Here is a 26440-nt window from a genome sequence, read left to right as displayed (position 1 = left end):
GCCGTCGTGGGCGCGACGCCGGGGCGCCTCGCCGCCCGGCGGGCCCCCTCACATGGGGGGCCAGGGCACCGCCGGCCAGTCCTGCGACGGCTGCGGGAACACGCCGGTGTGCCGCAGCCGGTCGACCCGGGCCGCCAACTCGGCGACCTCCCTGATGGTCAGGTGTTCGGCCAGTTCGGCGCCGAGCGCCCCGGGGAGCTGGCCGGCGAGCCCGTCGAGCATCCGCACGGCGTCGGCCGGCAACTGCCGGCCGGCCCAGCCCCAGAGCACCGTGCGCAGCTTCTCCTCCACGTGGAAGCTCACCCCGTGGTCGACACCGTAGATCCGGTCGTCCGGGCCGAGGAGCACGTGCCCGCCCTTGCGGTCGGCGTTGTTGATGACGGCGTCGAGCACCGCGAGCCGGGCCAGCCTCGGATCGTCGGCGTGGGCCAGCGAGTACGGTGTGCCGTCGTCGTCGCGGGCCGCGGCGATCGGGAACCAGCGGGGCGGCAGCGCGTCGGCCGGTACGAACCCGACCAGGGGCTCGGCCTCCTCCGGCTCGTCGATCCAGAGCTGGCAGGAACCGGGCCCGAACGGGCCGTCGCGCAGCACCGTCGGCGGTACCAGGTCCCAACCGGTCGCCCGGGAGACCACGTACGCGCAGACCTCCCGCCCGGCCAGCGTGCCGTCCGGGAAGTCCCACAGCGGGCGCTCACCGCGCACCGGCTTGTAGACGCAGCGGGCCGTCACCCCGTCGAGGGTCAGGACGCCGCGCAGGGTGGTGTTGGAGGCCTCGACGAGCCGCCCCTCCAGGTCGAGGTGGCCGTCCCGGAGCAACCGGAGCGCGGCCTCGCCGTCCTGTCGGGGCTGGAGGTCCGACGACGTCACCGGTGGTAACCGTTGTGGCGCGGGCAGAGGTGACCGGCGGGGTCGAGGGGTTGGCCGCAGAGGGGGCAGGGCGGTCTGCCGGCGTTGACCACCCGCCGGGCCCGCTCGATGAACTGGCGGGTCGCCTCGGGGGTCAGCCGCACCCGGAGCCGGTCGAGGTCCTCGTCCGGCTCCTCGTCCGCGTCCTCGTCGTCGGCGTCCTCGTCGTCGTCGGGCTCACCGAGGTCGACCTCGGCCTCCGCCTCGCCCACGGCGATGGCCTCGATCACCACGGTCGCGGTGTCGACGTCGAACGCCAGCCCGAGGGTGCCGACCCGGAACTCCTCGTCGACCGGCGTGTCCAGCGGGTCGTTGTCGCCGACGACGGGCACCGGCTCGGGCAGTTCCACGCCGAAGCGGCGCTGCGCCTCGGAGAGCAACTCCTCGAGCTTCTCGGCGAGCAGCGACACCTGGACCTTCTCCAGCGCGACGCTGACCAGCCGGCCACCACCGCGCGCCTGGAGGAAGAACGTGCGCTCCCCCGGCGGCCCGACCGTCCCGGCGACGAACCGCTCCGGCGGCTCGAAGGCGTGCACCTGGTGGGTCATACCCACGACCCTATCCGGCGCGCCACAGCGCCGCGCACCCCACCGACGCGAACCGCCACCCGCCCGCCGGGGTGCCACCGGCCGGTCACCGGCCCGCCCCCGCGCCGCCGCCGACGGGCGCGTCCGAGTCGGCCACACCGGCCGCCTTCGTCGCCCGCCGGCGCCGCTTGCGCGGCGGCGGCACCAGCCCGGCGAGGTCGCCGCCGGTGTCGTTGAGCCGCAGCAGGAACGGCCGCAGGGGCGTGTAACGGATCGCCGTCACCGAGGCCGGGTCGGCCACGATCCGCTGGAACAGATCCAGGTGTACGCCGAGCGCGTCGGCCACGATCGCCTTGATCACGTCACCGTGGCTGCACGCCAGCCAGACCGCCTCCGGTCCGTGCTCGGCGGTGATCCGGGCGTCCCACGTACGCACCGCGGAGACCGCCCGCGCGGCCATCGCCGCCATCGCCTCCCCCTGCGGGAAGACCGCGGCGCTCGGGTGCTGCTGGACGACCGGCCAGAGCGGCTCCTTGGCCAGCTTCTCCAGCGGCCTGCCCTCCCAGGCGCCGTAGCCGCACTCGATGAGGCCCTCCTCCACCACCGGGGCGGCCTCGGGCAGGGCCAGTTCGAGGGTCTGTCGGCACCGGATCAGCGGGCTGGTCGCCACCGCCGCGAGCGGCACCGCCCGCAGCCGCCCGCCGACCGCGGTCGCCTGGGCCCGGCCCGTGTCGTCCAACTCGACGGGCTGGCGACCGGCCAGCCCGCCGTCGGCGTTCGCGGTCGTCCGGCCGTGTCGCAGGAGCAGAAGGGTCGCCACGGGACCACCCTATGACCTGCGCCCGACCACGGGTGCCTCCCGTGCTGCGCGACTCGCCACTCGCGCACCGGGCGGGACAGCGGCTCAGCGAAGACCCTCGACCATGTCCAGGGTCGCCCGGCGGCCGCACCCGACACCCACATGTCCGGTTCATCCCGCCACGTGACCCGGGCTCCAGCGCACCTGTCCGCTTCGTTGCCCCCTCCTGCGCTCCTTCGAGATCTGGTCGGAGAAGGCCCGTCCAGCGGCCGTCTCGAACCAAGATCTCGTACCTGCGCCCGTGCACCAGGCCGGCCCGTTGTCGGGTCAGGCCTGTCGAAGCCTTCGGGTGCCCGTGCACGCCTGCGCCGGGCACCTCGACATCGCACCGAATGTCCGGTTTCGAGGCGTGATCGGGGGCATCGTGGGGGCGGAATCGTGGCCGGGGCGGGGTCGTTACACCCTGCGTACGGCCGAGCAAGGCCACGCCGCCCCGACGGGATGGCGTGCCTGGGGCCCGGAATGATGGCGGGCCGGCGGTCGTTACACATGGTCCGACCGACGTGAGGGCAACCCCCGCCCCGCGAGACAGCCCGGGTCCTTCCGGCCCGCACAGGTCGGACGACCGGCCGCCACGGCCGATCTGATCTTTCCTCCAGGCGAGACGCCGGAGAGGTTTCCCCCTGAATCATGGGCGCCGGACGGTGCTTGCACCCGCGTGAAGCCGATCCCCCTCGGCGTGGGTGCCAACCCCCGAATGGAGCAAGTGCGATGAACACGATCATCCGTAACAGCGTTCTCGGTATCGCCGGTCTCGCGTTCGCCGGTGGTGTGGCCGCCGGCCCGCTCACCGACACCACCCACAGCGCCCCGACCGTGGACACCACGCCCGTCGCCGTCGCGGTGCAGGCCGACAAGCCGGACATGGGCAAGCTGGTGCCGCACGGTGTGCAGGGCACGCAGTCGCACGTCGACCTGACCGACGAGCAGGTGGCCAACGTCAAGGCGATCATCGCGGCGACGAAGAAGGCCGGCATGGACGAGCGCGCCGCCGTGGTCTCGATCGCCACCGCGTTGCAGGAGTCGAAGCTGGAGAACCTGGGTCACCTGGGTGACCGCAACGACCACGACTCGCAGGGCCTGTTCCAGCAGCGTCCGTCCAGTGGTTGGGGCACGGTCGAGCAGATCACCGACCCCGAGTACTCCACCCTGGCGTTCCTCAAGGGCCTCAAGCAGGTCGACGGGTGGCAGGACATGCCCCTGACCGAGGCCGCGCAGACGGTGCAGGTGTCGGCGTACCCCGACCACTACGCCCAGTGGGAGCAGCAGGCCGCCGACCTCGTCGCCGAGCACTGGAACAACTGACCACAGACTTTCCACCACAAGGGGGATCGCTGGCCGGCACCCGAACCCGGGGTGCCGGCCAGCGGCACATCCACACCGACGCCCCACCCGGAACGCCGGCCGCCGGCGTAACCGTCGCCCGAGATCTTGGACAGTTGCCGCTCAGCCCGAACGGCACCTGACCAGGATCTGGGGCAGCGGCTCAGGTGGCGCTGATGGTGCCCGTCATCAGCAGGGCGAGCACCAGGGTGCCCAGCGCGACCCGGTACAGCACGAAGACGTACAGGGTGTGGTGGGCGACGTAGCGCAGCAGCCAGGCGATGGCCGCGTACCCGACGCCGAAGGCGATGATGGTGGCGACGACCATCTGGGCGACGCTCGGCACGGACGTGCCGGGGGCCGCCGGCTCGAAGACGTCACCGACGCTGAAGATCCCGGACATCACCACCGCCGGGATCGCCAGCAGGAACGAGTAGCGTGCCGCCGCCTCCCGGGTGAGGTTGAGCAGCAGCCCCGCGGTGAGCGTGCCGCCGGAGCGGGACACCCCGGGGATCAGCGCCATCGCCTGGGCGAACCCCATCACCACGCCGTCGCGCAGCCGGAAGTTCTCCAGGGTGCGACTCTGCCGGCCCCAGTACTCGGCGAACGCGAGCACGAACGCGAACACGATCAGGGTGGTGGCCACCAGCCACAGGTTGCGCCCGGCGGTGCGGATCTGGTCCTTGAACAGGAACCCGAACAGCCCGATCGGGATCGAGCCGACGATGACGTACCAGCCCATCCGGTAGTCGAGGCTGGAGCGCACCGACCTGTCCCTGATGCCGACCAGCCACGTCCGGGTGATGCGCCAGATGTCCTTGGCGAAGTAGATCAGCACCGCCGCCTCGGTGCCCAGCTGGGTGACCGCGGTGAACGACGCCCCGGCGTCCTGGTCGAAGAAGATCGCCGAGGTGATCCGGAGGTGACCCGACGAGCTGACCGGAAGGAACTCGGTCAGTCCCTGGACGAGACCCAGGACGATGGCCTCGATCCAGGTCACTCCCCGACTCCCGAGAGGTCCAGCGCCTCGGCGACGGTACGCAGGGTCTGCACGCCGCTGTCCCGGTCGGCGGCGAACAGGCTCACGGACAGGGTGGTGACGCCGGCGGCGGCGTACTCCCGCAGCCGCTCGGCGATGCGCTCCTTCGGGCCCAGCAGGGAGGTGCGGTCGATGAACTCCATCGGCACCGCCGCGGCGGCGTCGCGCTGCCGCTTGGCCAGGTAGAGGTCCTGCACCTCGCGGGCGGCGTCGCCGTAGCCCATCCGGGTGGCGAGCTGGTTGTAGAAGTTCTGCTGGCGGCTGCCCATGCCGCCGACGTAGAGGGCCGCGTACCAGCGGACCAGCTCCGCGCAGGTGGCGATGTCGTCGCCGACCACCACGGGCACCGACGGGACCACGTCGAAGCCGGCCAGCTCCTTGCCGGCCTTCGCGCGCCCGGCACGCACCGACGCGAGCTGCTCCTCGGCGAACTCCGGGGCGTAGAAGACGGCCAGCCAGCCGTCGGCGATCTCGCCGGCCAGCTCCAGGTTCTTCGGGCCCACGGCGGCGAGGTAGATCGGTATGTGCTCGCGCGGCGGGTGGAAGCCCAGTTTCAGGGCCTTGCCCGGGCCGTCGGGCAGCGGCAGCGTGTAGAACTCGCCGTCGTACGCGACGGCCTCGCGCGCCACGGCCAGCTTCACGATGTCCACGAACTCGCGGGTGCGCGCCAGCGGCTTGCCGAACCGCACGCCGTGCCACCCCTCGGAGACCTGCGGGCCCGACACGCCCAGGCCCAGCCGGAACCGGCCGCCGGAGAGCGCGTCGATGGTCGCCGCGGTCATCGCGGTCATCGCCGGGGTACGGGCGGGGATCTGCATCACCGCGCTGCCCAGGTCGATCCGTTCCGTCTGCCCGGCCATCCAGGCGAGCATGCTCGGCGAGTCGGAGCCGTAGGCCTCCGCCGCCCACACCACCGAGTAGCCGAGCCGGTCCGCCTCCTGGGCGAACGCAAGGTGATCGGCAGGTGTGCTCCACGCCGTCTGGTATCCGAGGCTGAGCCCGAGTCGCACTAGGTCCTCCCCCATCCGCACCACAGGTCGCATCAGGTTACGCAATGCCGGGACACGGCCCGTCCACCGGTCGCCACCACCGGGGTGGCGCCGGGACGGTCGGAAACGCGACGCGCCCGACACACCTGACGGCAGCGAGGATATCGGCGGGCCCCCGTTCGAAATAAGGTTCACCCATGCAACAGCGACCGCTCGGCCGAAGCGGGCTGGCGGTTTCGCGGCTCGCGCTCGGCACCATGACCTGGGGCCGCGACACCGACGCGGACGACGCGGCCGCCCAGCTCAAGAGTTATCTCGACGCGGGCGGCAACCTGGTCGACACCGCCGACGTCTACGGTGACGGTGACGCCGAGGCGGTGATCGGGTCGCTGCTGGGCTCGCTGGTGCCCCGCGAGGAGCTGCTGATCGCCACCAAGGCGGGGCTGCGGCCGGGCAGCGGCCGGCGTCGCGACGGTTCCCGGGGGCACCTGTTGCGCACGCTGGACGCCTCGCTGCGCCGGCTCGGCACGGACCACGTCGACCTGTTCCAGCTGCACGGATACGACCCCGACACGCCGCTGGAGGAGACGCTCGCGGCGCTCGACCACGCGGTGGCCAGCGGGCGGGTCCGCTACGTCGGGGTGTCGAACTTCGCCGGTTGGCAGACCGCGCGGGCCGCGGCCTGGCAGACCGCCTGGCCGGGACGCGCCCCGGTGGTGGCCGCTCAGGTGGAGTACTCGCTGCTGGAACGGGGCGTGGAGCGGGAGGTGCTACCCGCCTGCGACGCCCTCGGGCTGGGGGTGCTGCCCTGGTCGCCGCTGGGTCGCGGGGTGCTCACGGGCAAGTACCGCCACGGCCGGCCCGCCGACTCGCGGGCGGCCTCGCCGCACTTCGAGCGCTTCGTCGCCACCTACCTGGAGCCCCGCTGCTCCAGCATCGTGGAGGCGGTCGCCATCGCCGCCGGCGGGCTGGGTGTCTCCCCGACGGAGGTGGCACTGGCGTGGATCCGCGACCGGCCCGGGGTGGTGGCTCCGATCCTCGGCGCGCGGACGGTCGGGCAGCTGCTCGGCGCGCTGCAGGTGGAGCGGGTGACCCTGCCGGACGAGATCGTCACCGCGCTCGACGACGTGTCGGCCGTGCCGGTGGGCTACCCGGAACGCGACGGCTGACCCCCGGGGCTCGTTGCGCCCGTAGGTCTCGGCCGTCGCGCCCGACGCGCCGCCGACCCGCGCGAAGGCGTCGTGGCCGGAGCGGAACAGCTCCCTGCCGCCGGTGACCTGCTCGGCGTGCTTCTCGCGGAGCAGGTCGCTGACGAACGGCAGGCGCCCGAAGGCGCCGTCCGGGACGTCCCCGGCGGGCGTGAGCCGGCTCTCCAGCGTGGTCAGCGAGGTGGCCACCCGCTTCGCCGCCGCCTCCAGCCGACGTACCGCCCGCACGTCGACGTCGAGGTCAGGCACGCCGTTCCTCCCCCGCTCGCCCGGCGGGACGACGATACGATCGTGCCGCCGCCGGCCGCCACCCCGGGCGGCACCGCCTACGGGAGGTTCCCATGTCCGACCCGCTGTCCGCGTTCGACGCCCTCGCCGGACGGCTCTCCGACATCGAGCGCCGCTACGCCGGGCTCACCGACGACCTGGACGAGCTGAGCGGCACCGCCACGGACGACAGTGGCCTGGTCTCCGCGACCGTCGACGCCACCGGCGAGCTCACCGCGCTGAGCCTCGCCCCGACCGCGCTGCGCGTGGGCACGGGGGACCCCGCGTCGATGGTGCTCCAGGCGTACCGGCAGGCCCGGGCCGCGGCGACCGAGCAGCTCGACGAGCACACCGAGGGTCTCGACGCGACGCTCGGCGCGGGCCTGAACGGGGTCTCCGGCAACCCCGGCGGCTTCGCCTCACTGGGCCGCCTGGAGGAGGCCGTGGGGCGCCTCGGGAGGCTCGACGGCCGTCTCTCCGGGCCGCCGGCATGACGACGCCGGGCTGGCCCGACGTCGTCGCGCGGCTGCACGACACGCTGTCGGGCTGCGACCGCGACACCGACCTGGAGCTCGCCGCCGGCCCTCGCCGGCTGCACCTGATGGTGCGCCGGGACATCGTGCGCGGGGTCTGCCCGCCCTACGACGAGCCACGCCTGGCCGAACTCGGCTGGCAGGCCCCGCGCGGCGCCGGCGGCTGGTGGTACGAGACGCCGCGCACCACCGAGGGCCTGCACTGGTGGAGCGGGTTCGCGGCACGGACCGCCGCCACGGTGCTCACCACGGAGCCCGGCGCGCTGTCCTGCCAGGTCCTCCCGCCCACCGGCCCCCGGGTGCGGCCGGAGCCGACCGTCCCGCCGGTGCCCCGGGTACGGCCGGAGCCCACCGTTCCGCCGGTGCCCCGCGTCGGGGCCGGGAACCCGGCACCCGGCCCCCGGGCGGCCGGCGGCGCGGCCGGGACGGGGGCGCCGGACGGAACGGGGGCGCCGGACGGAACGGGGGCGCCGGACGGAACGGGGAGCGCGCCGGACGGAACGCCGAGCGCGGCGGCGCCGGACGGCCCGTCCGTGCTCGACCTGCTCAGCGACGCCGGCGCACGGCGGGACCTGCCCGGCTACCTCGGCATCCTCGCCGCCGCGGCGGTCTGCGTACCGCTGGCGGCGGAGCCGGGGCCGGACCGCGACGTGCCGTGGACGATCGTCACGGACCCGACCGGCGCGCCGCTACTGCCCGTCTTCACCTCCCCGGAGGCGCTGACCGCGTTCGCCGGGGAGGGCGTGCCGTTCGTCGCCGTGCCCTGCGCGGACCTGCTCGCGGACTGGCCCGACCCGGCGTGGGGGCTGGTGGTGGACGCGGGCACCGCGCGTGCCCTCGCCCTCGACGCGTCGTCGTTGGCCACCCTGCTGGCGGCGGACCCGCCCACCGGCTGACCCCGCTCCCGCCCGTGGTGCCGCTACCTGGCGCGCCTGCCGCGCCGGACGACCCGCACGGCGAACGCGATCGCGCCGACGACGAGCAGAACGCCCAGCAGTTGGAGGCCCGGCGAGTCGTCGGCCTCCCCGTGCACGACGCCGGCGACGCCGAGCGCCGCGACGAGGAGGGCGAGCAGGTACCTCATGACGTCTCCCTGGTGGCGGCCGGACCCGTGTCGGCCCTGCCGGTCGGTGGGTCGTGGTCGATGGTTCGGGGCGTGGCGCGCGGTGCGCCGCGGCGGTTCACTCCTCCACCCACTCGAGCAGGTCACCGGGCTGGCAGTCCAGCACCCGGCACATGGCCTCCAGCGTGCTGAACCGGACGGCCTTGGCACGACCGTTCTTGAGCACCGCCACGTTCGCGGGCGTGAGCCCGACGCGCTCGGCGAACTCGCCGACGCTCATCTTGCGTTTGGCCAGCTCGACGTCGATGCGCACGACGATGGGCATCAGATCACCGCCTCCATGTCGGTCCGCAGCGTCGTGGCCTGCCGCAGCAGTGCGCGCATCACCACCATCAGCAGACCCAGCACGGCGACGCCCACCAGCATCAGGAACAGCAGCAGCGGCAGCCCCGGGTCCGTGGCGTTGAAGCCCACGTAGAGGAAGACGCCCAGCAGCACCACCCAGGCGGCGACGATCGCCCAGACGATCGCGTCCACCCAGGCCAACGCGGCTTCGCTGAAGATGCGGTCGTGCTTGACCAGGGTGAGCAGCTTCCAGGTGCACACGATCACGACCTGGACGCACAGCACCCAGAACACCGCGACGGCGGTCATCGGCCACCTGAGGTAGGCCTGTTCCGGGGACTCCTGTGCCATGTGCGCGAACTGCCCCGGCAACGAGAAGGTCTGCAGCATGACCAGGACCCCGAACAGCACCACGAGGAAGACTCTGAGCGGCGCTACCGCTCGATGCTCGTTCAACATACATCGACTATCGCTTGCAACCTATCGAAAGTCAATCGGTTCGGCGGGGTCACTCCGGGGCCCGGCGTGCCCGGGCCGGCCGCCGGCGCGCTCCGCCCGCCACCCCGGCAACAGCGGCAAGCGTCACCGGCGAGGGGGTGGCGGACGGCCTCCGGGCTGGGCAGCATGGGGCTCATGGACTACGAGTACGCGCCGCTGCGGCTGCCGCCGAACGTCGACCGGTTGACCGCCGCGGCGCAGTTGGCGATCCAGGCGGAGTTCTCCGGGTGGGAGTTGGCGCGGGTGCGGCTGTACCGCGACGGCACGCGGCAGGTGGTGCTGCGTCGCCGCCGGGTCAACCAGCCGCAGCCGGGGCTGTCGTACTGAGCACGGCACGAGCAGGGCCCGGGGCCGACCGCGTTCGGTCGACCCCGGGCCCGCACCGCCCGGATGGGCGGGCCGTCAGCGCCTAGTGGGCGTGGTCGTGCTCCTCGTCGAGCTCCATGAAGGGATGCTCGTCGAGCCGGCCGACCAGCCGGTCGTCCACGGCGGGCTGGAACGGGCCCACCGGGTCGTCGTCGTCGAAGGACTCCAGGTCGACCGGGGTGCCGACCTCGCTGACCATCACCACGCCGTCGAGCGGCTCCAGCTCCGGCACGTCCAGCGCGCCGAGCGAGCCGTCGCCGCTCTGCAACAGCTCCAGCACCGCCTCGCCGACCCCCTCCACGGGCTCCGGCTCGTCCTCGGCCGGGGTGCCCTCCCGCCGGGCCGCCTCGGCGACCCGGATCAGCGCCGACACGCTCGGCACCCGGTAGTCGCGCCGCTGGCGCACCGAGACGACCCGCGGGTGCGGGTCGGTGGGCTCTACGCCCTCCGCGTCACCGAAGCGCTGGTCGGCCTCCTCCGGGTCGATCGACTCGACGTCCCACGGGGTGACCTCGCCGAAGGCGTCCAGGAGTTGCTCGTCGTACGCGAAGGACGCGTTGTTCAGCGCGACGTACGCCTGCCAGACGTCGTCGTCGTCGATGCGGCCCTGCGCGGCACGGACGGCGGCCAGATGGTGGCGGGCCGCATCGATCACGCGCTCGAGGGCGGCGTCCAGCTCACCGTGCTGGTCGGTCATGTGGGTCAGTCCCTTCACGATCAGAGGTTCCCGCCGGAACACCGGGTTCCTGGCGGGGGGCTAGCAGGTGCGGAGGAACCGGTCGAGAACCCGCACGCCGAACTGTAGTCCGTCCACCGGAACCCGCTCGTCGATGCCGTGGAACAACGCGGAGAAGTTCAGGTCGGCGGGCAGCCGCAGCGGCGCGAAGCCGAAGCAGCGGATGCCGAGCTGTGAGAACGCCTTCGCGTCGGTGCCGCCGGAGAGCATGTACGGCACGGGCCGCGCCCCCGGGTCCTCCGCGCGCAGCGCGGCCGACATCGCCTCGACCAGGTCGCCGTCGAACGTCGTCTCCAGCGCCGGCTGGCGCTGCACGTACTCGATGGCGATGTCCGGGCCGACGAGCTCGCGCAGCTGCCGCTCCAGCAGCTCCGACTGCCCCGGCAGACTGCGGCAGTCGATGGTGGCGGTGGCCCGGCCGGGGATGACGTTGTCCTTGTACCCGGCGGCGAGCCGGGTCGGGTTGGCGGTGTTGCGGATCGTCGCGCCGATGATGTTGGCGATCGGGCCGAGCTTGGCGATGGCCGTCTCCGGGTCCTCCGGGTCCAGCTCGATGCCGAGCAGGTCCGAGACCTCCTCCAGGAACGCCCGCACGGTGTCGGTGACCACCACGGGGAAGCGGTGCCGGCCGATCCGGGCCACCGCCTCGGCGAGCGCGGTGACCGCGTTGTCGTCGTGCACCATCGAGCCGTGCCCGGGGCGGCCCCTGGCGTGCAGGCGCAGCCAGTCGATGCCCTTCTCGGCGGTCTCGATCAGGTAGAGCCGCTGGCTGTCGTTGACCGAGTACGAGAAGCCGCCGACCTCGCCGATGGCCTCGGTGCAGCCGTCGAGCAGACCGCGGTGCCGCTCGACCAGGAAGTGCGCGCCGTAGTCGCTGCCCGCCTCCTCGTCGGCGGTGTACGCCAGGACGATGTCGCGCGGCGGGCGGACCCCGGTGCGCTGCCAGTGCCGCACCACGGCCAGCACCATCGCGTCGAAGTCCTTCATGTCGATGGCGCCCCGGCCCCACAGGTAGCCGTCGCGCAGTTCCCCCGAGAACGGGTGCACCGACCACTCGTCGGCGTCGGCGGGTACGACGTCGAGATGGCCGTGCACCAGCAGCGCCCCGCGGCCCGGGTCGGTGCCGGGGATGCGGGCGACGAGGTTCGCCCGGCCGGGCGCCGACTCGTGGATGACGGGCTCGAGGCCCACCTCGGCGAGCTTCTCCGCCACGTACTCGGCGGCGAGGCGTTCCCCGGCGCTGGTGTCGTTGTCGCCCGTGTTGGTGGTGTCGATCCGTAGGAGGTCGCGGCAGAGGTCGACGACCTCGTCGGTGGGGTCGGGTCGGGCGGCGGCGGCGTCGCTCGTCATCAGGCTCCTTCTGTGGATCTCCCGGGCCGTCGGGCCGGGCAGGACACGGGACCTCCTGCGAGGCAGGTCAGGCATGGCGGGTTCGCCGTCGGGGCGGACCGGAGTCCCGCACGATGTCAACGGTTCTTCATACCAGCCGACCATGGCCGCGGTCGTCCCGCTGCGCCGGGTCGGCCCGTACCCGGCGGCCGTGCGGGGCGGTTTCGCCGCCGACCCGGTGGGGTATCGCCGACCGCGCCCGGCACACCCGCTCGGCCCGCCGCCCAAGGAGGGCACCATGACCGTTCCCCTGCCACCGCTGCCGCCGACCGGTGAGGACGAGGGCTTCCGGCCGGGCGGGCGCAACGTCGCCGACATCCTCGACGGCGAGCACCGGCAGCTGCGGGAGCTGTTGCGGCGGCTCACCGACCCGGGCCCGGAGCCCGCTCCCGAGCGCGGCCTGGAGGTGCTGACGGCGGCGCTGTCGCGGCACCTCTCCGCCGAGGAGCAGTACCTGCTGCCCGCCGTGCGGGCCGCCATGCCCGACGCGGCCGACCGGATCGACCGGGCCATCGCCGACGACCGGGCCCTGCTGACCGCCCTGCGGGGCCTCGCCGACGACGGCCTCGCCGACGTCGCCGCGCGGGTCCACCGCCACGTCGAGGAGGCGGGCGCGCTGGTCGCGGCGCTGCGCGAGGTGGCCAGCACCGAGGAGCTGATCCGCCTGGGCAACCGGCTGGAGATCGCCGAGGAGGCGGCCCCGACGCGCCCGCACCCCGGCACGCCGGCGACCCCGCCGTGGAACCGGGTGGTGGAGCCCGCCGTGGGCGTGGTCGACAAGCTGCGCGACGCCGTCACCGGCCGACCCACCTACCTGGCCGACCTGACCGAGCCGCCGCCGGCCTGAACCGGCGGGTCGGCCCACCCGCCTGACCGGCCCACCCGCCTGGCCGGCCTGGTCCCGTCTGCCGGTCCGCCCACCCGGGCCTGCCGAACGCCCGCCGGGCCTGCCGAACGCCCCGCCGGCCGAGCCGCCGCCTCACCGTCCCGCGACCGGGCCGGGGAGGCGGCGTCCGGCCCGACCCGGCGGGCTCGCGCACTGCACGTCGGGGCAGATCGGGGACACATCGGAGGGCGTTGATCCGTTCAGGGCCTTCCGTCGGCCGCTACTGGGTCATACCGTCACGGTATGAATCTGGAGCTGCGACACCTGAGGGTCGTCTGCGCGATCGCGGAGACGGGGAGCGTGACCAAGGCGGCATCGACGCTCGGGCTGGCCCAGCCGGCACTCACCGCCCAGCTCCAGCGCATCGAGCGGACCCTGGGCGGGCCGCTGTTCGAACGGGACCGCCGCGGTGCCCGCCCGACCGCCCTCGGTGAACTGGTGCTCGCCCGGGCCCGGGTGCTGCTGCCGGCCATGAAGGGCCTGCAGGACGAGGCGGCGCGGTTGGCCGGCGCCGGGGACGCGCCCCGCCGGTACCGCTTCGGCGGGGTGAACAGCCCCATCCTCGGCCGCCTGGTGCACCGGCTCGCCGCCGACCCCCCACCGGCCCAGATCACCACCCACGCCTCCTGGTCGGCCGACGAGCTGGCCCAGCTGGTCGCCGGCGGCCGGCTGGACTTCGCGTTGATCGGGGTGTGCGGCGACGCCGCCCCGCCGGCCGAGTTCGGGTTGAGCTGGCGGGAGGTGGCGGTCGACCCGGTGCTCGTGCTGCTGCCCGAGCAGCACCCGCTGGCCGCGCGGGCGGAGGTCAGCCTGGTGGACCTGAGCCGCGAGCAGTGGGTCGCCGCGCCGGGCGACGGCTGCTTCGGCGACTGCTTCGCCGCCGCCTGCGCCCGCGCCGGCTTCACCCCCCGCAAGGTGTACGAGACCGACGTGCGCTGCTGCATCGACATGGTGGACTCGGGCGAGGCGATCGCGCTCTGCCAGGCCACGTTCCGTCCGGTCGCCGGGTTGGTCACCCGGATGCTGGCCGGGACGCCGCTGCGCTGGCGGCTGATGCTGGGCTGGCATTCCGACTCCCCGGCCGCCCGGGACGCCGAACTGGTGCTGGAGACCGCGCTGGCCGCGTACACCGACTCGCTGGCGGCCCACCCGGAGTACCTGGCCTGGCTGCTGCGCAACCCGACCTACGGGGCGCGGCGGCTGACGGCTGCCGGGGCCGACGGGGTGCGAACGCCGTGACGCCGGGTATCAGGCGGACATGACCGATCTCTACCCAGCCGCCGACGACCGGGAGGTCCTCCGGCAGGCCGCCGCCGCGCACACCGCCGCCGCCCGCGACGTGGAATCGTTCCTGCGTCGCCTGCCGGAGGTGCCCGACCCGGCGGACGTCACGGAGTACGCCAACCTGCTGACCCGCGAGGAGCGGGCGCGCGCCGACCGCGAGGCGGCGGCGGACGCCGCGGGCCTGACGATCGGCAGCCTGGAGAGCGACCACGGTTGACCACTGGGGCCGGCGACGCCGGGCGGACCCGGGCGTCGCCGGCCCCGCCGGGTCAGCGTTCGACGAGGACGTCGTGGCCCAGGTCGAGCAGGGAGTGCCGCCACTCGTCGTCGGCGTTGCCGCGCGGCGGCTTCTCCTCCAGCCGGGACTGGATCTCGTCGATCGCGTCCCGCATCACCCGGATGTCCTCCGGGGTGAGGTCGACCTTGCGTTTGCTCAGCACCCGCAGGATCCGTCGGCCCAGCCCGGGCAGGTCGAGGTCCGGGTCGGGCCCGAACGACTCCTCCCCGGAGCCGCGGGTCAGCAGCCACTGTCGCAACTGCTCCGACGGGACGTTCACCTGGGCGTGGAAGTCGTCCCAGAGCACCTCCACCTCGGGTTCGAGCCGTTGCTCGCGTACCATCAGCCCTCCTCTCGACGGCGGCGGTCGGACTCCGCCGGCTCCGGGTCGTCGCCCTGCTGGCCCACGCCCTCCGGCGGCATCCGCACCCGGGCGGGGTTGGCGGTCGGCGGGGCCAGGATCGGATCGGTGCGCTCGCTCTCGTCCCGGGTCTCCTCGGGTTCGGTCATGTCCGCCCTCCCGTCATCGGGGGTGCGACGTCGTGGCCGGGCTGTAGCCGCGCTCGCCGGCCGCCACGTCGAAGGCGAGCCGCCCGTCGCGGGCGTCCACGGTGATCTTCTGGCTCGGTGAGACCGCCGATTCCAGTAGCATCCGGGACAGTTGGTTGTCGACCTCCCGCTGGATGACCCGACGCAGCGGCCGGGCGCCGAACTCCGGCTGGTAGCCGTGCTCGGCGATCCAGTCGATGGCGGAACTGGTGAAGTGGACCTGGATGTCCTGCGCGTGCAACCGGCGGCGGGTCTCCTCCAGCAGCAGGCCGGTGATCTGGCGCAGCTGCTCGGCCTCCAGCCGACGGAAGATGATCACCTCGTCGATGCGGTTGAGGAACTCCGGCCGGAAGTTCTCCTGGAGCCGGCGCATCAGCCGCTCGCGCAGCTCCTCGCGCTCCTGGTCGCCGCCCTCGCCACCGGTGCCGAACCCGACGGCGCGCTGGGCGCCGGTGATCAGCTCCGAGCCCAGGTTGCTCGTCATGATCAGGACGGTGTTCTTGAAGTTGACCGTACGGCCCTGACTGTCGGTGAGCCGCCCCTCGTCGAGCACCTGGAGCAGGATGTTGAACACGTCGGCGTGGGCCTTCTCGATCTCGTCGAGCAGCACCACCGCGTACGGGCGGCGGCGGACCGCCTCGGTGAGCTGGCCGGCCTCCTCGTAGCCGACGTACCCGGGCGGGGCACCGACGAGCCGGCTGACCGTGTGCCGCTCCTGGAACTCGCTCATGTCCACCCGGACCATCCGGTCGGCCTCGCCGAACAGCGCCTCCGCCAGCGCCCGGGCCAGCTCGGTCTTGCCGACTCCGGTGGGCCCGAGAAAGAGGAAGCTGCCCATCGGGCGGTTCGGGTCCGCCAGCCCGGCCCGCGAGCGGCGCACCGCCTCGGCGACCGCGGTGACCGCGTCCTCCTGGCCGACGACCCTCTCGTGCAGGTGGCCCTCCAGGCGCAGCAGCCGGTCGCGTTCCTCCTCGGTCAGCTGGCTGATCGGGATGCCGGTGGCCCGGGAGACCACCTCGGCGATCTCCTGCGGCCCGACGGCCGGCACCTGTGACGAGCCGCCCTCGTCTCCCCGGGCCAGGCGGATCTGCTCCTCCAGCTCGGCGAGCTGGTCGCGCAGCGCGGACGCCTTCTCGTACTGCTCGTCGGCGACGGCCTGCTCCTTGTCGCGGCGTACCTCCTCGAGCTGCGTCTCCAGCTCCCGCACGTCGGAGGCGGGGGTGCGGGTGCGCAGCCGCACCCGCGCGCCGGCCTGGTCGATGAGGTCGATCGCCTTGTCCGGCAGGAACCGGTCGGTGACGTAGCGGTCGGACAGCTCGGTCGCGGCGATCAGCGCCTCGTCGGTGAAGCGCACCTGGTGGTGGGCCTCGTAGCGGTCGCGCAACCCGCGCAGGATGGCCACGGTGTCGTCGGCGGTGGGCTCCGGCACGAACACCGGCTGGAACCGGCGGGCCAGCGCCGCGTCCTTCTCGATGCTCTTGCGGTACTCGTCCAGCGTGGTCGCGCCGATCACCCGCAGCTCGCCCCGGGCCAGCGCCGGCTTGAGCATGTTCGAGGCGTCCATGCCGCCCTCGCTGCCCGCCCCGCCCGCGCCGACCAGGGTGTGGATCTCGTCCAGGAAGACGATCAGCTCCTCGCGGTGCGCCCGGATCTCGTCGATGACCTTCTTCAGCCGCTCCTCGAAGTCGCCCCGGTACCGGGTGCCCGCCACCAGGCCGGCCAGGTCGAGCTGGATCACCCGCTTGCCCAGCAGCGTCTGCGGCACGTCGCCGTCGCAGATCCGCTCCGCCAGGCCCTCCACGATCGCCGTCTTGCCGACGCCGGCCTCGCCGATCAGCACCGGGTTGTTCTTCGTCCGCCGGGACAGGATCTCGACGGCCTGCTCGATCTCCTCGGTCCGGCCGATCACCGGGTCGATCTGGTCGTTGCGGGCCAGGTCGGTGAGGTCCTGGCCGTACTGGTCCAGGGTGGGCGTGCCGCGGTCGGGCCTGGGGCCGGTCATCGGCCCGCGCTCGGCGCTGGCGGCCTGCAACGACTCGGGCTGGATCCGACCGGCGGCGAGCATCCGGCCGGCCGGGGACTCCGGGTTCAGCGGCAGCGCCATCAGGATGTGCTCGGGGCCGATGTAGTTGGCACCCATCGCCCGGGACAGCTGGTGGGCGTCGAGCAACGCCCGCTTGGCCGCCGGGGTGAGCGACAGGTTGGGCGGCACCTCGCCCCTGGGCGCGCCGTCGCCGCGCCCGCCGAGGGCGTTGAGCAACGTGTCCGGGTCGGCGCCGGCACGGCGGACGAGGTCGCGCAGCGGTTCGCGTTGCAGCGCCGCCCAGAGCAGGTGGTCGGTGTCGAGGTCCGTGCTCTGCCGCTGGGCGGCCCGGCGGGCCGCGTCGGCCAGCATCTCCCGGGCGTCGGCGGTCATCAGTCGGGTGATGTCGACCCGGTGCGCGGGTCGGCGCCCACCCTCGCCCCGGCCGAAGTACCGGGCCAGGAACTCGTCCCACGGGTCGGAGCCGAAGTCACCGGGTCCCATCATGTCTGTCCTCCGCAGTCGGGCGCGACGGTCGCCAGGGGCTACCCGGCGGTCAGCCCGACAAACCCCACCACCTCGCCACCTGACCGGCCCGGCTGGGCGGTAAGGAAGGGCACCTTCTTAACGCCTGCGGTAGAGGAAGGGACCCTTCCTTACCTCGCGGCGGGGCGGGCGGGTGGCAGGCTGGCGGCATGGACGCGACGACGCCCCTGCTGATCGTGGACGCCGCCAACGTGGTGGGCTCCCGCCCGGACGGCTGGTGGCGCGACCGCGCGGGTGCGACCGCCCGGCTGCGCGACTCGCTGGCCCCGGTGGCCACCGCCGGCCTGCCTGCGCGACTGCCGCCCCCGGTGGAGGTGGTGCTGGTGGTGGAGGGCCGGGCGCGGGACGTCCCGGGCATCGCCGGGGTCCGGGTGGTCGCCGCGCCCGGTTCCGGCGACGACGCCGTCGTCGACCTGGTCGCCGCCGCCCCGCAGCGTCGTCGGTTGGTCGTCACTGCCGACCGTGAGCTGCGGGAACGCGTCACCGCGCAGGGCGCCGAGGTGTACGGGCCGCGCTGGCTGCAAGGCGCGGTGGCACCGTCCGGCGGGTCCCGCTGATCGGACTGACGACGCTTCCGGTCGACAACCGGTCAGCGAGGCAGGAACACTGACAGGGCGGATGTTCTCTCACCGTGAGGGATAGGCTCTAATGGAGGCCTCCCCGCCCCCAGGAGGTTTCGCCGTGGCGAGCGTCGCCGAGCTCAAGGCAGCCATCGATGTCGCGCTGCAACAGATCGGCGACGGCCAGAGCGCCGTGCAGGCGGCCGGCGAGAAGCTGGCCGAGGCGCAGCAGACCCTCGCCGGAGCGCTGGAGGGCAGCGGGCACGAGACGGTCGAGGCGGCCCAGTCCTCGCTGACCCAGGCCAGCCAGGAACTGGAGGAGTGCCTCGCCGCGACACTCGTCGCCGTCGAGCAGGCGCAACTCTACGTCGCGACGCTCTGAGGGCGGGGCCGTGTCCATCGTCGAGGACGTCGGCGCACAGGTCCGCGCCGCCGCCGATGACCTGCCGCTCGCACAGCTGGCCCTGGCGCGGGAGAAGTTCGGGCTGGCCGCCGAGCGGCTGCGCTGGGTGCGCCAGGAGTCGGCCGACCCGATGGGGGTGCCGGAGCTCTCCGCCGCCACCGAGCACGCCGAGACCGCCGGCTACGCGCTGCGCGTCGCGCAGGAGCAGCTGTCGGCGTACCTCGCCGCGATCGGGCTGGCCGCCGACGGTTCCCCGGCCCCCGGGCCGCAGGAGCAGCAACGCCGGCCCGCGCACGACGCGCCGCGCGAGGCGGCTCCGGGCGCTGCGGCACCGGAGCCCGTCGCCGAGGTGACGCCCCGCCGCTGGTGGTCGGTGCGGGTGGCCGAGCTGACGGGCGGCCGGGAGGGGCCGCCGGAACAGCCCGACGAGAAGGTCGACGACGCCCGGGAGCTGCTGCGCCGGGTCGTCGGCGGGGTCCGGGCCGGCGACCGCGACCGGCTGCACACCGAGCTGCGTCGCGCGCACGCCGACGTCGGTCTCGGCCTGGCCGCGGTGGCCCCGCCGCTGCTGCGCGAGCTGGCCGGTGAGCTGCTGGGGCACCCGCCACGCGCCGACGACCTGGGGCGCCTGCACCGCGAGCTGGACGGCCGCGTCCGCGACCTGCTGCCCGGCCTGCCCCCCGCGGTGCTGGACACCCTGCTGACCCGAATCTGTCGGATGCCTCCACCCCGGCGCGGCGAGGCGGAGCAGCCGCACGCCGCCGACCCGGCGGTCACCGCGGGGGTGCTCACCGGGGTGCTGCTGACCCGGCTCGGCCGGGACCTGCCCACCGACGACGAGCGGGCCCGCCAGGCCGGGGCCACCCGGGAGCGAAGCGCCGACGACGAGCGGGCCCGGCAGGCCGGGGCCGCCCGCGACCGGGCCGACGACGCCGAGTGGCAGCGACGTGCCGCCGCCGCGAAGGGCCGGGTGGCCGCCGCGCGGGAGCGGGTCGCGGCGGCACGGGACCGGGCGGAGGCGGCCCACGACCAGGCCACCGGGGCCGGGGATCGGGCGGCGCGAGCAGGCCGGGCCGACGCGGCCGAGCGGGCGGCGGCTCCCGGGCAGGCCGGCCCGGCCCGGGAGCGGGCGGCGACGCACGAGCGGCCCGCCCCGACGCACGACGGCACGCCGACCGCCCGGCCCGACGGGTCGACGGGCGCCGGCGGCGCGGCGGCGCGGGGTGGCCCGGCGGACGGCGGAACCGGCCGGGGCGGGCCGGGCTCGGCCGGCCGGGTCTGGTCGAGCCCGCCCGCCCGGGGCGGCGCCGCGGACCGGCGCGGGCGGGGCGTCGATGGCTGACCGGCGCGGCCAGTTGGTCACCCGGGTCCGCGGCATGCTGGGCGAGGCCCTCGGCGCCACCCGGACCCGGCTGTCCATCGCGCAGACCGAGCTCGGGACGGCCCGGGAGCGGCTGGCGAAGGTGCGCCGCGCCGCGGCGGTCGTGCCGGAGCGGGTGGGCGCGCAGCGCGACCGGCGGCTGGCCGAGATCGACGATCGGCACACCGCTCAGATCACGGAGCTGGCCCGGCGCGCGGCGCACGCGGCGCAGCGCGAGGCCCCCGGGGCGGCCTGCGCGGACTGGACCCGGTGGCGACCCACGCCGACCCGGCGGGCGGAACCGCCGGGCCCGCTGCGCATCGGCACCGTACGCATCCCCGGCGCCGAACCGGTGCCGGCGCTGGTGCCGCTGCTCGACGCCGGCCACGTCGAGCTGACCGGGGACGACCGGGTCGGCTGCGACGCGGTGGTGTCGGCGCTGCTGCTGCGCGGCGTCGGGCGGGCCGACCCGGGCGCCGTCCGGCTGGTCGGCTACGACCCCGAGCACCTGGGCGGCGGTCTGGCCGGGTTCGCCCCCCTCGGCACCGCCGGGCTGCTCACCTTCGTCGGCCCCGGCGGGCTGGCCCGGCTGCTCGACGACCTGGTCGAGCAGATCCGCCGGATCAACGAGACGGTGCTGGCCGGGGAGTACGGCTCGCTGCGCGAGCTGGCCGCCGCCACCGGTCGCCGGCCCGAGCCGTGGCGGGTGGCGGTGCTGCTGGGCGGGGACGAGCTGTCCCGGCACGAGCGCGGCCAGCTCGACCGGGTGGTCCGCACCGGGGCGGCCTGCGGCGTGCACCTCGTGGTCCGGGGCGTGCCGCTGCCCGAGGATCCCACCGTGACCCGGGTGGGCGCGCACCCCGACGGCGCCCTGATCGGCGGGCCCGGCGGCCTGCCCGTACGCCTCGACCCCCCGCCCCCGCCGGTGCTGGTCACCGAGACCTGCCGGGAGGTGGCGGCACGGGTCAACGCCGGCCCCGCCCCGACGCCGTTCACCGACCTGCTGCCGCCGCCGGAACGGATGTGGCGGGAGGACTCCGCGACCGGGCTGACCGCCCCGATCGGCGAGGGCCCGCACGGCCGGCCGGTGCTGCTCACCCTGGGCGACTACCCGCCGCACGCGCTGATCGGCGGGCCGTCCGGCACCGGCAAGACAAACCTGATCTTCGCCTGGATCGGCGCGTTGGCCGCCCGCTACTCCCCCGCCGAACTGGAGTTCTACCTGCTGGACTTCAAGGAGGGGGTGTCCTTCGCCCGGTTCGCCAAGGGCCGGCGGGACCCGAGCTGGCTGCCGCACATGCGGCTCGTCGGGATCAACGTCAACACCGACCGGGAGTTCGGCCTGGCGCTGCTGCGGTTCCTCGCCGAGGAGCTGCGCCGACGTGCCGACGCCGCGAAGAAGCACGAGGTCACCAAGCTCGCCGAGCTGCGCGCCGTCGACCCCACCGGGCACTGGCCGCGCATCGTCGCGGTGGTCGACGAGTTCCAGATGCTGCTGGCCGGGCGGGACGTGGTCGCCCGGGAGGCCGCCGACCTGCTGGAGGACCTGGCCCGGCGCGGCCGGTCCCAGGGCATCCACCTGGTGCTCGCCTCGCAGGACGTGCGCGGCATCGAGGCGCTGTGGGGCCGGCCGGCGCTGGTCGCGCAGTTCACGCTGCGCATCGCGCTGCCGAAGGCCCTGCGGATCCTCGCCGAGCGCAACGACGCCGCCCAGTCCCTGCCCCGCCACCACGCGGTGGTCAACGCCGAGTCGGGCATGGCCGAGGGCAACGAGGTGGCCCGGATCCCGTCGGCCAGCGACTGGGAGACGTGGAGCGAGTTGCAGCACCGGCTGTGGCGGATGCGCCCGCAGGACGCCGCACCGGCCCGGCTCTTCGACGGCGACGCGATCCCCCGGCTTGCCGACGCGCCGGACTTCCGGGCGCTGACCGCGCCGGAGACGGGGCACCCGCGTACGCCGGTCGCGCTGCTCGGCGAGATCATCGACGTACAGGCGCGCTCGGCGGCGCTGCGGCTGCCCCGGGCGCCCGGCCGCAACCTGGCGGTGCTGGGCACCCGGGTGGACGAGGCGTGCGCGGTGCTCGACGCGGCGGCCCGCTCCCTGGCCCGCCAGCACCGCCCCGGCACGGCCCGCTTCTCCATCGCCTGCCTCGACCCGGACGCCGACCCGGCCGCCCGGTCCCTCTACGAGGACCTCGCCGACGACGCCGCCTGGTACGACGAGGAGACCGTCGGCGAGCTGATGGTCGAGGCCGCCGAAGGGCTCGGCGCGCCGGGTACCCCCCACTACCTGCTGCTGTTCGCCGTCGATGCGGCGGCCGGGGCGATGGCGGCGCGCATCGGCCGGCGCACCGGGCTGGAGGAGCTGCGCCGGATCCTGCACGACGGGCCGGAGCGGCGCACCCACGTGCTGGCCTGGTGGCGGGGCGTCGCGCGGATGCGGGCCGACCTCGGCGGGCCGGCGGCCCGGACCGACCAGATCGGCGCCTGGGTGGCGCTGGACGCCCACGGCGGCGAGTTGGGCTCGTCGCTGTATCCGGGCACCGGCGGCCCGGACTGGTATCCCCGCCCCTGGCGGGGGCTGTTCTTCGACCGGGCGGTGCACCGCACCGGCCAGGTGATCATCCCCTACGGGCCGGCGCGATGAACGAACCGGTGACCAGCGAGTCGTACGCGGCCCAGGTCCGCCGGCTGGCCGAGCTGAGCGCGCGGGTGCGCGCCCAGCGGGCCGAGGCGCACACCTGGCACGCCCAGCAGTGTGCCGCCGCCGAGCGGGCCGTCGCCGAGGCGGAGGCCGAGCTGCGGCGCGCGGAGCAGGAGCTGGTGGACGCCCGGGAGGAGCAGGAACGGGTGGACGCCGAGGTCGCCGACCTGTGGCAGTCGCTGCGCGGTCGGCTCGGCGGGTCCGGCCGCCGGGCGGGCGGGCCGCCGGCACCGGTGCCCGGCGCGACGGGTGATCCGGCTCCGCTGCTGGCCGGGGTGCGGGACCTGCTCAACCGCACCCGCCAGCCGGGTGACCTGCCGGGTTCGGTCAACCCGCTGCTGGCGTTGTGCGGGGTGGCCGGCGCGGTGCTCGCGTACGCCCTCGGCGGCGCGGCCCGGGCGGCGGGCGACCGGTACGGCGGGGAGCTGGGTGTCGGGCTGCCGGTGCTGGCCCTGGTGGTGACGCTGCTGGGCCCGCTGGTCGGTCTGGTGCCGGCGAAGGTCCTCGCCGACCGCCGGCACGCCGTGCTCGGCCCGCGGCCGATGGCCGTCGTGCTCGTCGCCGGGCTGGTGACCACCCTGGCGCTGCTGGTCGCCGGCCGCTGATCCACCGGCGCGCTGCCGGTCGCTGATCCACCCGCGCCGCAGAGTCCGGAGGGTTACGGGCGCAGGTCGCCGCCGCGCGTCGTCGATCCGCCGGTCCGCCGTTCGTGTAGATGGAGGAGGCCGGACGACGCCGGCCCCGCCCGACGACAGGGAGCGTACGATGCGGAACTTCGTGCTCAACGTGATCCAACCCGACGGGGACACCCCGCCGCCGGAGTTCCTCGAGCCGATCATGCGGGACGTCGCAGCCGTCGACGAGGAGATGCGCCGCCGCGGTGTCTGGGTCTTCGGTGCCAGGCTGGAACTGACGCACGCCGCCCGGGTGGTCCGGGCCCGCGACGACGAGACGTTGCTGACCGACGGCCCGTTCGCCGAGGGCAAGGAGCACATCGGCGGTTTCACCGTGATCGCCGTGTCGGATCTCGACGCGGCGTTGGGCTGGGCCGAGAAGCTGTCCCGGGCGACCACCCTGCCGATCGAGGTCCGTCCGGTCGCGGCGGTCGGTCCCGCCTGAGCCGGCCCCGTGCGGCACACCGGGCCGGGCCGGAGGTGACCCGGCCCGCGTCCGGCGGTGCCGCTCAGGCGGGGACCAGCACCGCCTCGCGCAGGAGGCGGCGGGCCAGGGTGAACCGGTCGGCGTCGTCGTCGAGACCCGGCAGGTCGCCGACCCGGACGGATTCCCCGTCGAGCAGGGCACGCAGGGCCGGCGCGCACGACGCGGGCAGGGTGATCGTCCGGTCGAACAGCACCAACGCGACCCGGCCGCCACGCGGGGTGAGCCGCCAGCGCAGGCCGGGTCGCGGGGCGAGCCGGGTGTCGGCGTCCAGCGCCGCCAGCGCGGCGGCCTGGGCCAGGGGCCGGATGGGCGCGGGCCGCGCGGCCGGCCAGGCCCGCTGCCGTAGCCGGGCGGCCACCGCCGACGGGTCGGCCCGCAGCAGCCAGTCCCGCAGCGCCTCCACCGTCTCGGTCAGCTCCGGCTCGATCGCGTCCGGATCGGCGACGTCGGTGCCGAACGGCAGCGTGGCGCGCAGCCGCTGGTCCTCGGCGGCGAGGGCGAGCAGTTCCTCCACCATGGCGTAACGGGTCAGCGCCCGCACGCCGACGGTCAGGTGCAGCGAGCTGGACTCCTGGGCCTGCGCGCTGTGCAGCCAGCCGCGCGGCAGGTAGAGCGCGTCGCCGGGGGCGAGCACCACGTCCAGCGCGGCGGGCCCGTCGGCGATGGCGGCGACCTCGTCGGCCCGGCCGCCCCACGGCTGCTTCTCCAGCGGGTCGGGCAGCACCGGCGGGTGGATCCGCCAGTGCTTGCGGCCGTCGACCTGGAGGACGAAGACGTCGTGGGTGTCGTAGTGGGTGGCGAAGCCCTGGCTGCCGGCGGGGGTCAGGTAGGCGTTGACCTGCAACGGCTGCCCGACGGCGGCGCCGAGTTCGCGGGTGAAGTCGACCAGGGCCGGCCAGGTGCGGTGCAGGCCCTGCAGGACGAGGGTGGCGCCGCCGGCGTACAGCTCCAGCACCCGCTCGTCGAGGACCTGGTCGCCGATCTCGGCGCCGGCGCCGCCACCGCCGGTGAAGCGGGCCGCCGGCACGAGCTGGCCGTCCTTGGCGATGCGCAGGAAGGGCGTACGCAGGCCGCGGCGGCTGAGCAGCTCGTCGGCGTCGGCGGGGCTGAGCAGGTCGGTGAAGCCGACCCGGTTGGGCAGCTCGTCGGCGCGCGAGAGCAGCGGCGTACGTCCCCAGTGCGCGGCGGCGAACTTCGCCGGTTCGACCGACACGCAGCGGGCGAGCGCGGCGGCGGCCTCGGACGGAACCGCCGGGCGGCGGTCGCCGCCCGGCGGGTCGATGTCGGTCATGGCGATCCGTCAGGCGCTGCCGTCGGCGCCACCGTCGTGATGGCCCGGCGTCGCGCCACCGTCGGCCGGGCCCTCCGCGCCACCGTCGGCGCCACCGTCCTGGTGGCCCGGGGTCGCGCCACCGTCGGCCGGGCCCTCCGCGCCACCGTCGGCGCCACCGTCCTGGTGGCCCGGGGTCGCACCACCGTCGGCCGGGCCCTCGAGGCCGCCGCCGCTGGTGGTCTGCATGTCGTCGTCGTTGAGTGCCATCGGTGCTCCCTAGGGATGTGCCGCCCCGCCGTTACGCCGGGGTCCGTCGTGCAGCGGGTGGTACCCCACGCGCGATCTTCTCTAACCACACCGTAGACGCCCGTTCCGGTTCACACCGGTGGTTCGCCGCGCCCGGTCCGGGCCGTCGTCAGGCACGCCGGCCACCTCCGACCGGGGCTCGCCGGCGGGTGTCCGGAGCCGTCGCCGTCGGCACCCAGGGCCGGACGTCGCGCCGCGCGACAGCGCCGACGGTGACAGGATGGTCCTCGACCAGGAGGTGACGATGACCGAGGCGACCGGGCCGCGCCCGCTGGAACCGGTGACCGAGCAGTGGCAGCGCGCGCTGGCGATCGTGGCACACCCCGACGACCTGGAGTTCGGCGCCGCCGCCGCGGTCGCCCGCTGGACGGGCCAGGGCAAGCAGGTCGGCTACTGCCTCGTCACCAGCGGCGAGGCCGGCATCGACGCGATGGCGCCGCCGCGGGCCAGGCAGGTCCGGGAGCGGGAGCAACGCGAGTCCGCCGCCCTCGTCGGCGTGCAGACCGTGGAGTTCCTCGGCCTCGCCGACGGCGTCCTCGAGTACGGCGTGCCGCTGCGCCGCGCCCTGGCCGGGGTGGTCCGCCGGCACCGCCCCGAGATCGTGCTCACCAACAACTTCCGCGACACCTGGGACGGCGCGTACACGCTCAACCAGGCCGACCACATCGCCACCGGCCGGGCGGTGCTGGACGCCGTGCGCGACGCCGGCAACCGGTGGGTGTTCCCGGAGCAGCTCGTCGACGGGGTCGAGCCGTGGAACGGGGTGCGCCAGGTCTGGGCCGCCTCCTCGCCCCTGGCCGCGCACGGGGTCGACGTCACCGACACCTTCGAGCGGGGCGTGGCCTCGCTGCGGGCGCACGACGCGTACCTGGCCGGGCTGGGCGACGGCAGCTTCGACGCCGAGGAGTTCCTCGACGGGCTGAGCCGGCCCGCCGGCGCCCGGCTCGGCGTCCGCCACGGCACCGCCTTCGAGGTCTTCCGCTTCGACCTCTGGTGACGACGGCGGGGACTTCCGCACGGGCCGGCGCTACCGGTGCCGGCCCGGGAGCCCGGTGCCGGC

The 26440-nt window shown here is 74.9% G+C and carries 29 protein-coding genes and 1 pseudogene; 15 read left to right on the top strand and 15 right to left on the bottom strand.

Annotated elements, in window-relative coordinates; translation table 11 throughout:
- Positions 1 to 48: 48 nt before the first annotated feature.
- From KBX06_RS08800 to KBX06_RS08790, 3 genes are all read right to left on the bottom strand, one after another.
- Entirely contained in the window at positions 49 to 867 is an 819-nt protein-coding gene (locus KBX06_RS08800) for an SCO1664 family protein (protein ID WP_210833736.1), read from the bottom strand.
- Complete coding sequence (locus KBX06_RS08795) at positions 864 to 1454, bottom strand: DUF3090 domain-containing protein (RefSeq protein ID WP_210833735.1); 591 nt, start codon at positions 1452 to 1454, stop codon at positions 864 to 866. The genes KBX06_RS08800 and KBX06_RS08795 overlap by 4 nt, the downstream gene beginning before the upstream one ends.
- Before the next feature lie 85 nt (positions 1455 to 1539).
- Positions 1540 to 2253, bottom strand: a complete 714-nt coding sequence (locus KBX06_RS08790) for an MSMEG_4193 family putative phosphomutase (RefSeq protein WP_210833734.1) — start codon at positions 2251 to 2253, stop codon at positions 1540 to 1542.
- Between the two features lie 750 nt (positions 2254 to 3003).
- Between KBX06_RS08790 and KBX06_RS08785 the strand changes: the two genes are divergently transcribed.
- A complete protein-coding gene (locus KBX06_RS08785) occupies positions 3004 to 3597 on the top strand; it encodes a hypothetical protein (protein ID WP_210833733.1) in 594 nt (197 codons plus the stop codon).
- Between the two features lie 181 nt (positions 3598 to 3778).
- Here the strand turns inward: KBX06_RS08785 and KBX06_RS08780 are convergent, their stop codons facing one another.
- Together KBX06_RS08780 and KBX06_RS08775 are read right to left on the bottom strand one after the other, a co-directional pair.
- Positions 3779 to 4615, bottom strand: coding sequence for an undecaprenyl-diphosphate phosphatase (locus tag KBX06_RS08780; RefSeq protein ID WP_210833732.1), 837 nt, complete (start codon positions 4613 to 4615; stop codon positions 3779 to 3781).
- A complete protein-coding gene (locus tag KBX06_RS08775) occupies positions 4612 to 5664 on the bottom strand; it encodes an LLM class F420-dependent oxidoreductase (RefSeq protein ID WP_210833770.1) in 1053 nt (350 codons plus the stop codon). Before KBX06_RS08775 ends, KBX06_RS08780 begins: the two co-directional genes overlap by 4 nt.
- Positions 5665 to 5840: 176 nt before the next feature.
- Here KBX06_RS08775 and KBX06_RS08770 point away from each other — a divergent pair, with 176 nt between their 5' ends.
- The 3 genes from KBX06_RS08770 (at position 5841) to KBX06_RS08760 (ending at position 8547) form a co-directional block, all read left to right on the top strand.
- Complete coding sequence (locus tag KBX06_RS08770) at positions 5841 to 6812, top strand: aldo/keto reductase (protein ID WP_210833731.1); 972 nt, start codon at positions 5841 to 5843, stop codon at positions 6810 to 6812.
- A 380-nt stretch (positions 6813 to 7192) separates the two neighbouring features.
- On the top strand, positions 7193 to 7612 hold the full coding sequence (locus tag KBX06_RS08765) for a YbaB/EbfC family nucleoid-associated protein (protein WP_210833730.1): 420 nt from the start codon (positions 7193 to 7195) through the stop codon (positions 7610 to 7612).
- Positions 7609 to 8547, top strand: a complete 939-nt coding sequence (locus tag KBX06_RS08760; protein WP_210833729.1) for an SseB family protein — start codon at positions 7609 to 7611, stop codon at positions 8545 to 8547. Before KBX06_RS08765 ends, KBX06_RS08760 begins: the two co-directional genes overlap by 4 nt.
- 23 nt (positions 8548 to 8570) lie before the next feature.
- Here the strand turns inward: KBX06_RS08760 and KBX06_RS08755 are convergent, their stop codons facing one another.
- The 3 genes from KBX06_RS08755 to KBX06_RS08745 all read right to left on the bottom strand — a co-directional run bounded on the left by KBX06_RS08755 (position 8571) and on the right by KBX06_RS08745 (position 9518).
- A complete protein-coding gene (locus KBX06_RS08755) occupies positions 8571 to 8735 on the bottom strand; it encodes a hypothetical protein (RefSeq protein WP_210833728.1) in 165 nt (54 codons plus the stop codon).
- 97 nt (positions 8736 to 8832) lie between these two features.
- Positions 8833 to 9039, bottom strand: coding sequence for a helix-turn-helix transcriptional regulator (locus KBX06_RS08750; RefSeq protein ID WP_091094605.1), 207 nt, complete (start codon positions 9037 to 9039; stop codon positions 8833 to 8835).
- Positions 9039 to 9518 carry a DUF2975 domain-containing protein gene (locus tag KBX06_RS08745; protein WP_210833727.1) on the bottom strand — a complete coding sequence of 160 codons (480 nt, stop codon included), beginning with the start codon at positions 9516 to 9518 and terminating at the stop codon, positions 9039 to 9041. The genes KBX06_RS08750 and KBX06_RS08745 overlap by 1 nt, the downstream gene beginning before the upstream one ends.
- Before the next feature lie 174 nt (positions 9519 to 9692).
- Here KBX06_RS08745 and KBX06_RS08740 point away from each other — a divergent pair, with 174 nt between their 5' ends.
- A complete protein-coding gene (locus tag KBX06_RS08740) occupies positions 9693 to 9884 on the top strand; it encodes a DUF5703 family protein (protein ID WP_013734349.1) in 192 nt (63 codons plus the stop codon).
- Between the two features lie 82 nt (positions 9885 to 9966).
- Here KBX06_RS08740 and KBX06_RS08735 read toward each other — a convergent pair whose 3' ends face one another.
- Positions 9967 to 10620: a hypothetical protein gene (locus tag KBX06_RS08735; protein ID WP_210833769.1), complete on the bottom strand. Its 654-nt coding sequence runs from the start codon at positions 10618 to 10620 to the stop codon at positions 9967 to 9969.
- Between the two features lie 60 nt (positions 10621 to 10680).
- Positions 10681 to 12009: a M20/M25/M40 family metallo-hydrolase gene (locus KBX06_RS08730; protein WP_210833726.1), complete on the bottom strand. Its 1329-nt coding sequence runs from the start codon at positions 12007 to 12009 to the stop codon at positions 10681 to 10683.
- 277 nt (positions 12010 to 12286) lie between these two features.
- Here KBX06_RS08730 and KBX06_RS08725 point away from each other — a divergent pair, with 277 nt between their 5' ends.
- The 3 genes from KBX06_RS08725 (at position 12287) to KBX06_RS08715 (ending at position 14435) form a co-directional block, all read left to right on the top strand.
- Positions 12287 to 12895 carry a hemerythrin domain-containing protein gene (locus tag KBX06_RS08725; protein WP_210833768.1) on the top strand — a complete coding sequence of 203 codons (609 nt, stop codon included), beginning with the start codon at positions 12287 to 12289 and terminating at the stop codon, positions 12893 to 12895.
- A 282-nt stretch (positions 12896 to 13177) separates the two neighbouring features.
- Positions 13178 to 14173, top strand: a complete 996-nt coding sequence (locus KBX06_RS08720; RefSeq protein ID WP_210833725.1) for a LysR family transcriptional regulator — start codon at positions 13178 to 13180, stop codon at positions 14171 to 14173.
- 19 nt (positions 14174 to 14192) lie between these two features.
- Positions 14193 to 14435 carry a hypothetical protein gene (locus KBX06_RS08715; RefSeq protein ID WP_210833724.1) on the top strand — a complete coding sequence of 81 codons (243 nt, stop codon included), beginning with the start codon at positions 14193 to 14195 and terminating at the stop codon, positions 14433 to 14435.
- A gap of 52 nt (positions 14436 to 14487) precedes the next feature.
- Here KBX06_RS08715 and KBX06_RS08710 read toward each other — a convergent pair whose 3' ends face one another.
- The 3 genes from KBX06_RS08710 to KBX06_RS08700 are packed head-to-tail and all read right to left on the bottom strand — an operon-like array spanning position 14488 to position 17574.
- On the bottom strand, positions 14488 to 14838 hold the full coding sequence (locus KBX06_RS08710) for a DUF3140 domain-containing protein (protein WP_210833723.1): 351 nt from the start codon (positions 14836 to 14838) through the stop codon (positions 14488 to 14490).
- Entirely contained in the window at positions 14838 to 15005 is a 168-nt protein-coding gene (locus KBX06_RS08705; RefSeq protein ID WP_210833722.1) for a hypothetical protein, read from the bottom strand. The genes KBX06_RS08710 and KBX06_RS08705 overlap by 1 nt, the downstream gene beginning before the upstream one ends.
- Before the next feature lie 13 nt (positions 15006 to 15018).
- Entirely contained in the window at positions 15019 to 17574 is a 2556-nt protein-coding gene (locus KBX06_RS08700; protein WP_210833721.1) for an ATP-dependent Clp protease ATP-binding subunit, read from the bottom strand.
- A 188-nt stretch (positions 17575 to 17762) separates the two neighbouring features.
- Between KBX06_RS08700 and KBX06_RS08695 the strand changes: the two genes are divergently transcribed.
- The 6 genes from KBX06_RS08695 to KBX06_RS08670 all read left to right on the top strand — a co-directional run bounded on the left by KBX06_RS08695 (position 17763) and on the right by KBX06_RS08670 (position 23759).
- The gene (locus tag KBX06_RS08695) at positions 17763 to 18170 is read left to right on the top strand and encodes a hypothetical protein (protein ID WP_210833720.1); all 408 of its coding nucleotides are present in this window, start codon (positions 17763 to 17765) and stop codon (positions 18168 to 18170) included.
- A gap of 124 nt (positions 18171 to 18294) precedes the next feature.
- Entirely contained in the window at positions 18295 to 18555 is a 261-nt protein-coding gene (locus tag KBX06_RS08690; RefSeq protein ID WP_089000636.1) for a hypothetical protein, read from the top strand.
- A gap of 10 nt (positions 18556 to 18565) precedes the next feature.
- Complete coding sequence (locus KBX06_RS08685; protein WP_247685487.1) at positions 18566 to 19918, top strand: FUSC family protein; 1353 nt, start codon at positions 18566 to 18568, stop codon at positions 19916 to 19918.
- Positions 19911 to 22583 carry an FtsK/SpoIIIE domain-containing protein gene (locus tag KBX06_RS08680; protein ID WP_210833719.1) on the top strand — a complete coding sequence of 891 codons (2673 nt, stop codon included), beginning with the start codon at positions 19911 to 19913 and terminating at the stop codon, positions 22581 to 22583. Before KBX06_RS08685 ends, KBX06_RS08680 begins: the two co-directional genes overlap by 8 nt.
- Positions 22580 to 23245 (top strand): hypothetical protein, encoded by a 666-nt coding sequence (locus KBX06_RS08675; RefSeq protein ID WP_210833718.1) that lies wholly within the window; start codon positions 22580 to 22582, stop codon positions 23243 to 23245. Before KBX06_RS08680 ends, KBX06_RS08675 begins: the two co-directional genes overlap by 4 nt.
- A gap of 160 nt (positions 23246 to 23405) precedes the next feature.
- Positions 23406 to 23759 (top strand): YciI family protein, encoded by a 354-nt coding sequence (locus KBX06_RS08670; protein WP_210833717.1) that lies wholly within the window; start codon positions 23406 to 23408, stop codon positions 23757 to 23759.
- A gap of 64 nt (positions 23760 to 23823) precedes the next feature.
- On the opposite strand, the gene KBX06_RS08665 is transcribed toward KBX06_RS08670, so the two are convergent.
- Together KBX06_RS08665 and KBX06_RS08660 are read right to left on the bottom strand one after the other, a co-directional pair.
- A complete protein-coding gene (locus KBX06_RS08665; RefSeq protein ID WP_210833716.1) occupies positions 23824 to 25092 on the bottom strand; it encodes a cupin domain-containing protein in 1269 nt (422 codons plus the stop codon).
- A 12-nt stretch (positions 25093 to 25104) separates the two neighbouring features.
- Positions 25105 to 25341: pseudogene (locus tag KBX06_RS08660) on the bottom strand (hypothetical protein); the annotation flags it as partial.
- Between the two features lie 259 nt (positions 25342 to 25600).
- Here KBX06_RS08660 and KBX06_RS08655 point away from each other — a divergent pair.
- A complete protein-coding gene (locus KBX06_RS08655; protein ID WP_247685486.1) occupies positions 25601 to 26377 on the top strand; it encodes a PIG-L deacetylase family protein in 777 nt (258 codons plus the stop codon).
- The last annotated feature ends 63 nt before the right edge of the window (positions 26378 to 26440 follow it).

Source organism: Micromonospora sp. C31 (genome assembly GCF_018070575.1).
In the GTDB taxonomy this organism is placed as follows: Bacteria; Actinomycetota; Actinomycetes; order Mycobacteriales; family Micromonosporaceae; genus Micromonospora.
The sequence above is the reverse complement of the archived record's forward strand: the minus strand, read 5'-3'. Positions and strand labels throughout refer to the sequence as shown.

Excerpts from the sequence above, each read along its gene's own strand:
- KBX06_RS08655 (WP_247685486.1), top strand. The coding sequence starts at position 25,601 with ATGGTCCTCGACCAGGAGGTGACGATGACCGAGGCGACCGGGCCGCGC.
- KBX06_RS08715 (WP_210833724.1), top strand. The coding sequence starts at position 14,193 with ATGACCGATCTCTACCCAGCCGCCGACGACCGGGAGGTCCTCCGGCAG.
- KBX06_RS08725 (WP_210833768.1), top strand. The coding sequence starts at position 12,287 with ATGACCGTTCCCCTGCCACCGCTGCCGCCGACCGGTGAGGACGAGGGC.
- KBX06_RS08675 (WP_210833718.1), top strand. The coding sequence starts at position 22,580 with ATGAACGAACCGGTGACCAGCGAGTCGTACGCGGCCCAGGTCCGCCGG.
- KBX06_RS08740 (WP_013734349.1), top strand. The coding sequence starts at position 9,693 with ATGGACTACGAGTACGCGCCGCTGCGGCTGCCGCCGAACGTCGACCGG.
- KBX06_RS08770 (WP_210833731.1), top strand. The coding sequence starts at position 5,841 with ATGCAACAGCGACCGCTCGGCCGAAGCGGGCTGGCGGTTTCGCGGCTC.
- KBX06_RS08665 (WP_210833716.1), bottom strand. The coding sequence starts at position 25,092 with ATGACCGACATCGACCCGCCGGGCGGCGACCGCCGCCCGGCGGTTCCG.
- KBX06_RS08760 (WP_210833729.1), top strand. The coding sequence starts at position 7,609 with ATGACGACGCCGGGCTGGCCCGACGTCGTCGCGCGGCTGCACGACACG.
- KBX06_RS08730 (WP_210833726.1), bottom strand. The coding sequence starts at position 12,009 with ATGACGAGCGACGCCGCCGCCGCCCGACCCGACCCCACCGACGAGGTC.
- KBX06_RS08670 (WP_210833717.1), top strand. The coding sequence starts at position 23,406 with ATGCGGAACTTCGTGCTCAACGTGATCCAACCCGACGGGGACACCCCG.
- KBX06_RS08695 (WP_210833720.1), top strand. The coding sequence starts at position 17,763 with ATGGACGCGACGACGCCCCTGCTGATCGTGGACGCCGCCAACGTGGTG.
- KBX06_RS08765 (WP_210833730.1), top strand. The coding sequence starts at position 7,193 with ATGTCCGACCCGCTGTCCGCGTTCGACGCCCTCGCCGGACGGCTCTCC.
- KBX06_RS08745 (WP_210833727.1), bottom strand. The coding sequence starts at position 9,518 with ATGTTGAACGAGCATCGAGCGGTAGCGCCGCTCAGAGTCTTCCTCGTG.
- KBX06_RS08705 (WP_210833722.1), bottom strand. The coding sequence starts at position 15,005 with ATGACCGAACCCGAGGAGACCCGGGACGAGAGCGAGCGCACCGATCCG.
- KBX06_RS08710 (WP_210833723.1), bottom strand. The coding sequence starts at position 14,838 with ATGGTACGCGAGCAACGGCTCGAACCCGAGGTGGAGGTGCTCTGGGAC.
- KBX06_RS08755 (WP_210833728.1), bottom strand. The coding sequence starts at position 8,735 with ATGAGGTACCTGCTCGCCCTCCTCGTCGCGGCGCTCGGCGTCGCCGGC.
- KBX06_RS08700 (WP_210833721.1), bottom strand. The coding sequence starts at position 17,574 with ATGATGGGACCCGGTGACTTCGGCTCCGACCCGTGGGACGAGTTCCTG.
- KBX06_RS08750 (WP_091094605.1), bottom strand. The coding sequence starts at position 9,039 with ATGCCCATCGTCGTGCGCATCGACGTCGAGCTGGCCAAACGCAAGATG.
- KBX06_RS08720 (WP_210833725.1), top strand. The coding sequence starts at position 13,178 with ATGAATCTGGAGCTGCGACACCTGAGGGTCGTCTGCGCGATCGCGGAG.
- KBX06_RS08785 (WP_210833733.1), top strand. The coding sequence starts at position 3,004 with ATGAACACGATCATCCGTAACAGCGTTCTCGGTATCGCCGGTCTCGCG.
- KBX06_RS08795 (WP_210833735.1), bottom strand. The coding sequence starts at position 1,454 with ATGACCCACCAGGTGCACGCCTTCGAGCCGCCGGAGCGGTTCGTCGCC.
- KBX06_RS08735 (WP_210833769.1), bottom strand. The coding sequence starts at position 10,620 with ATGACCGACCAGCACGGTGAGCTGGACGCCGCCCTCGAGCGCGTGATC.
- KBX06_RS08680 (WP_210833719.1), top strand. The coding sequence starts at position 19,911 with ATGGCTGACCGGCGCGGCCAGTTGGTCACCCGGGTCCGCGGCATGCTG.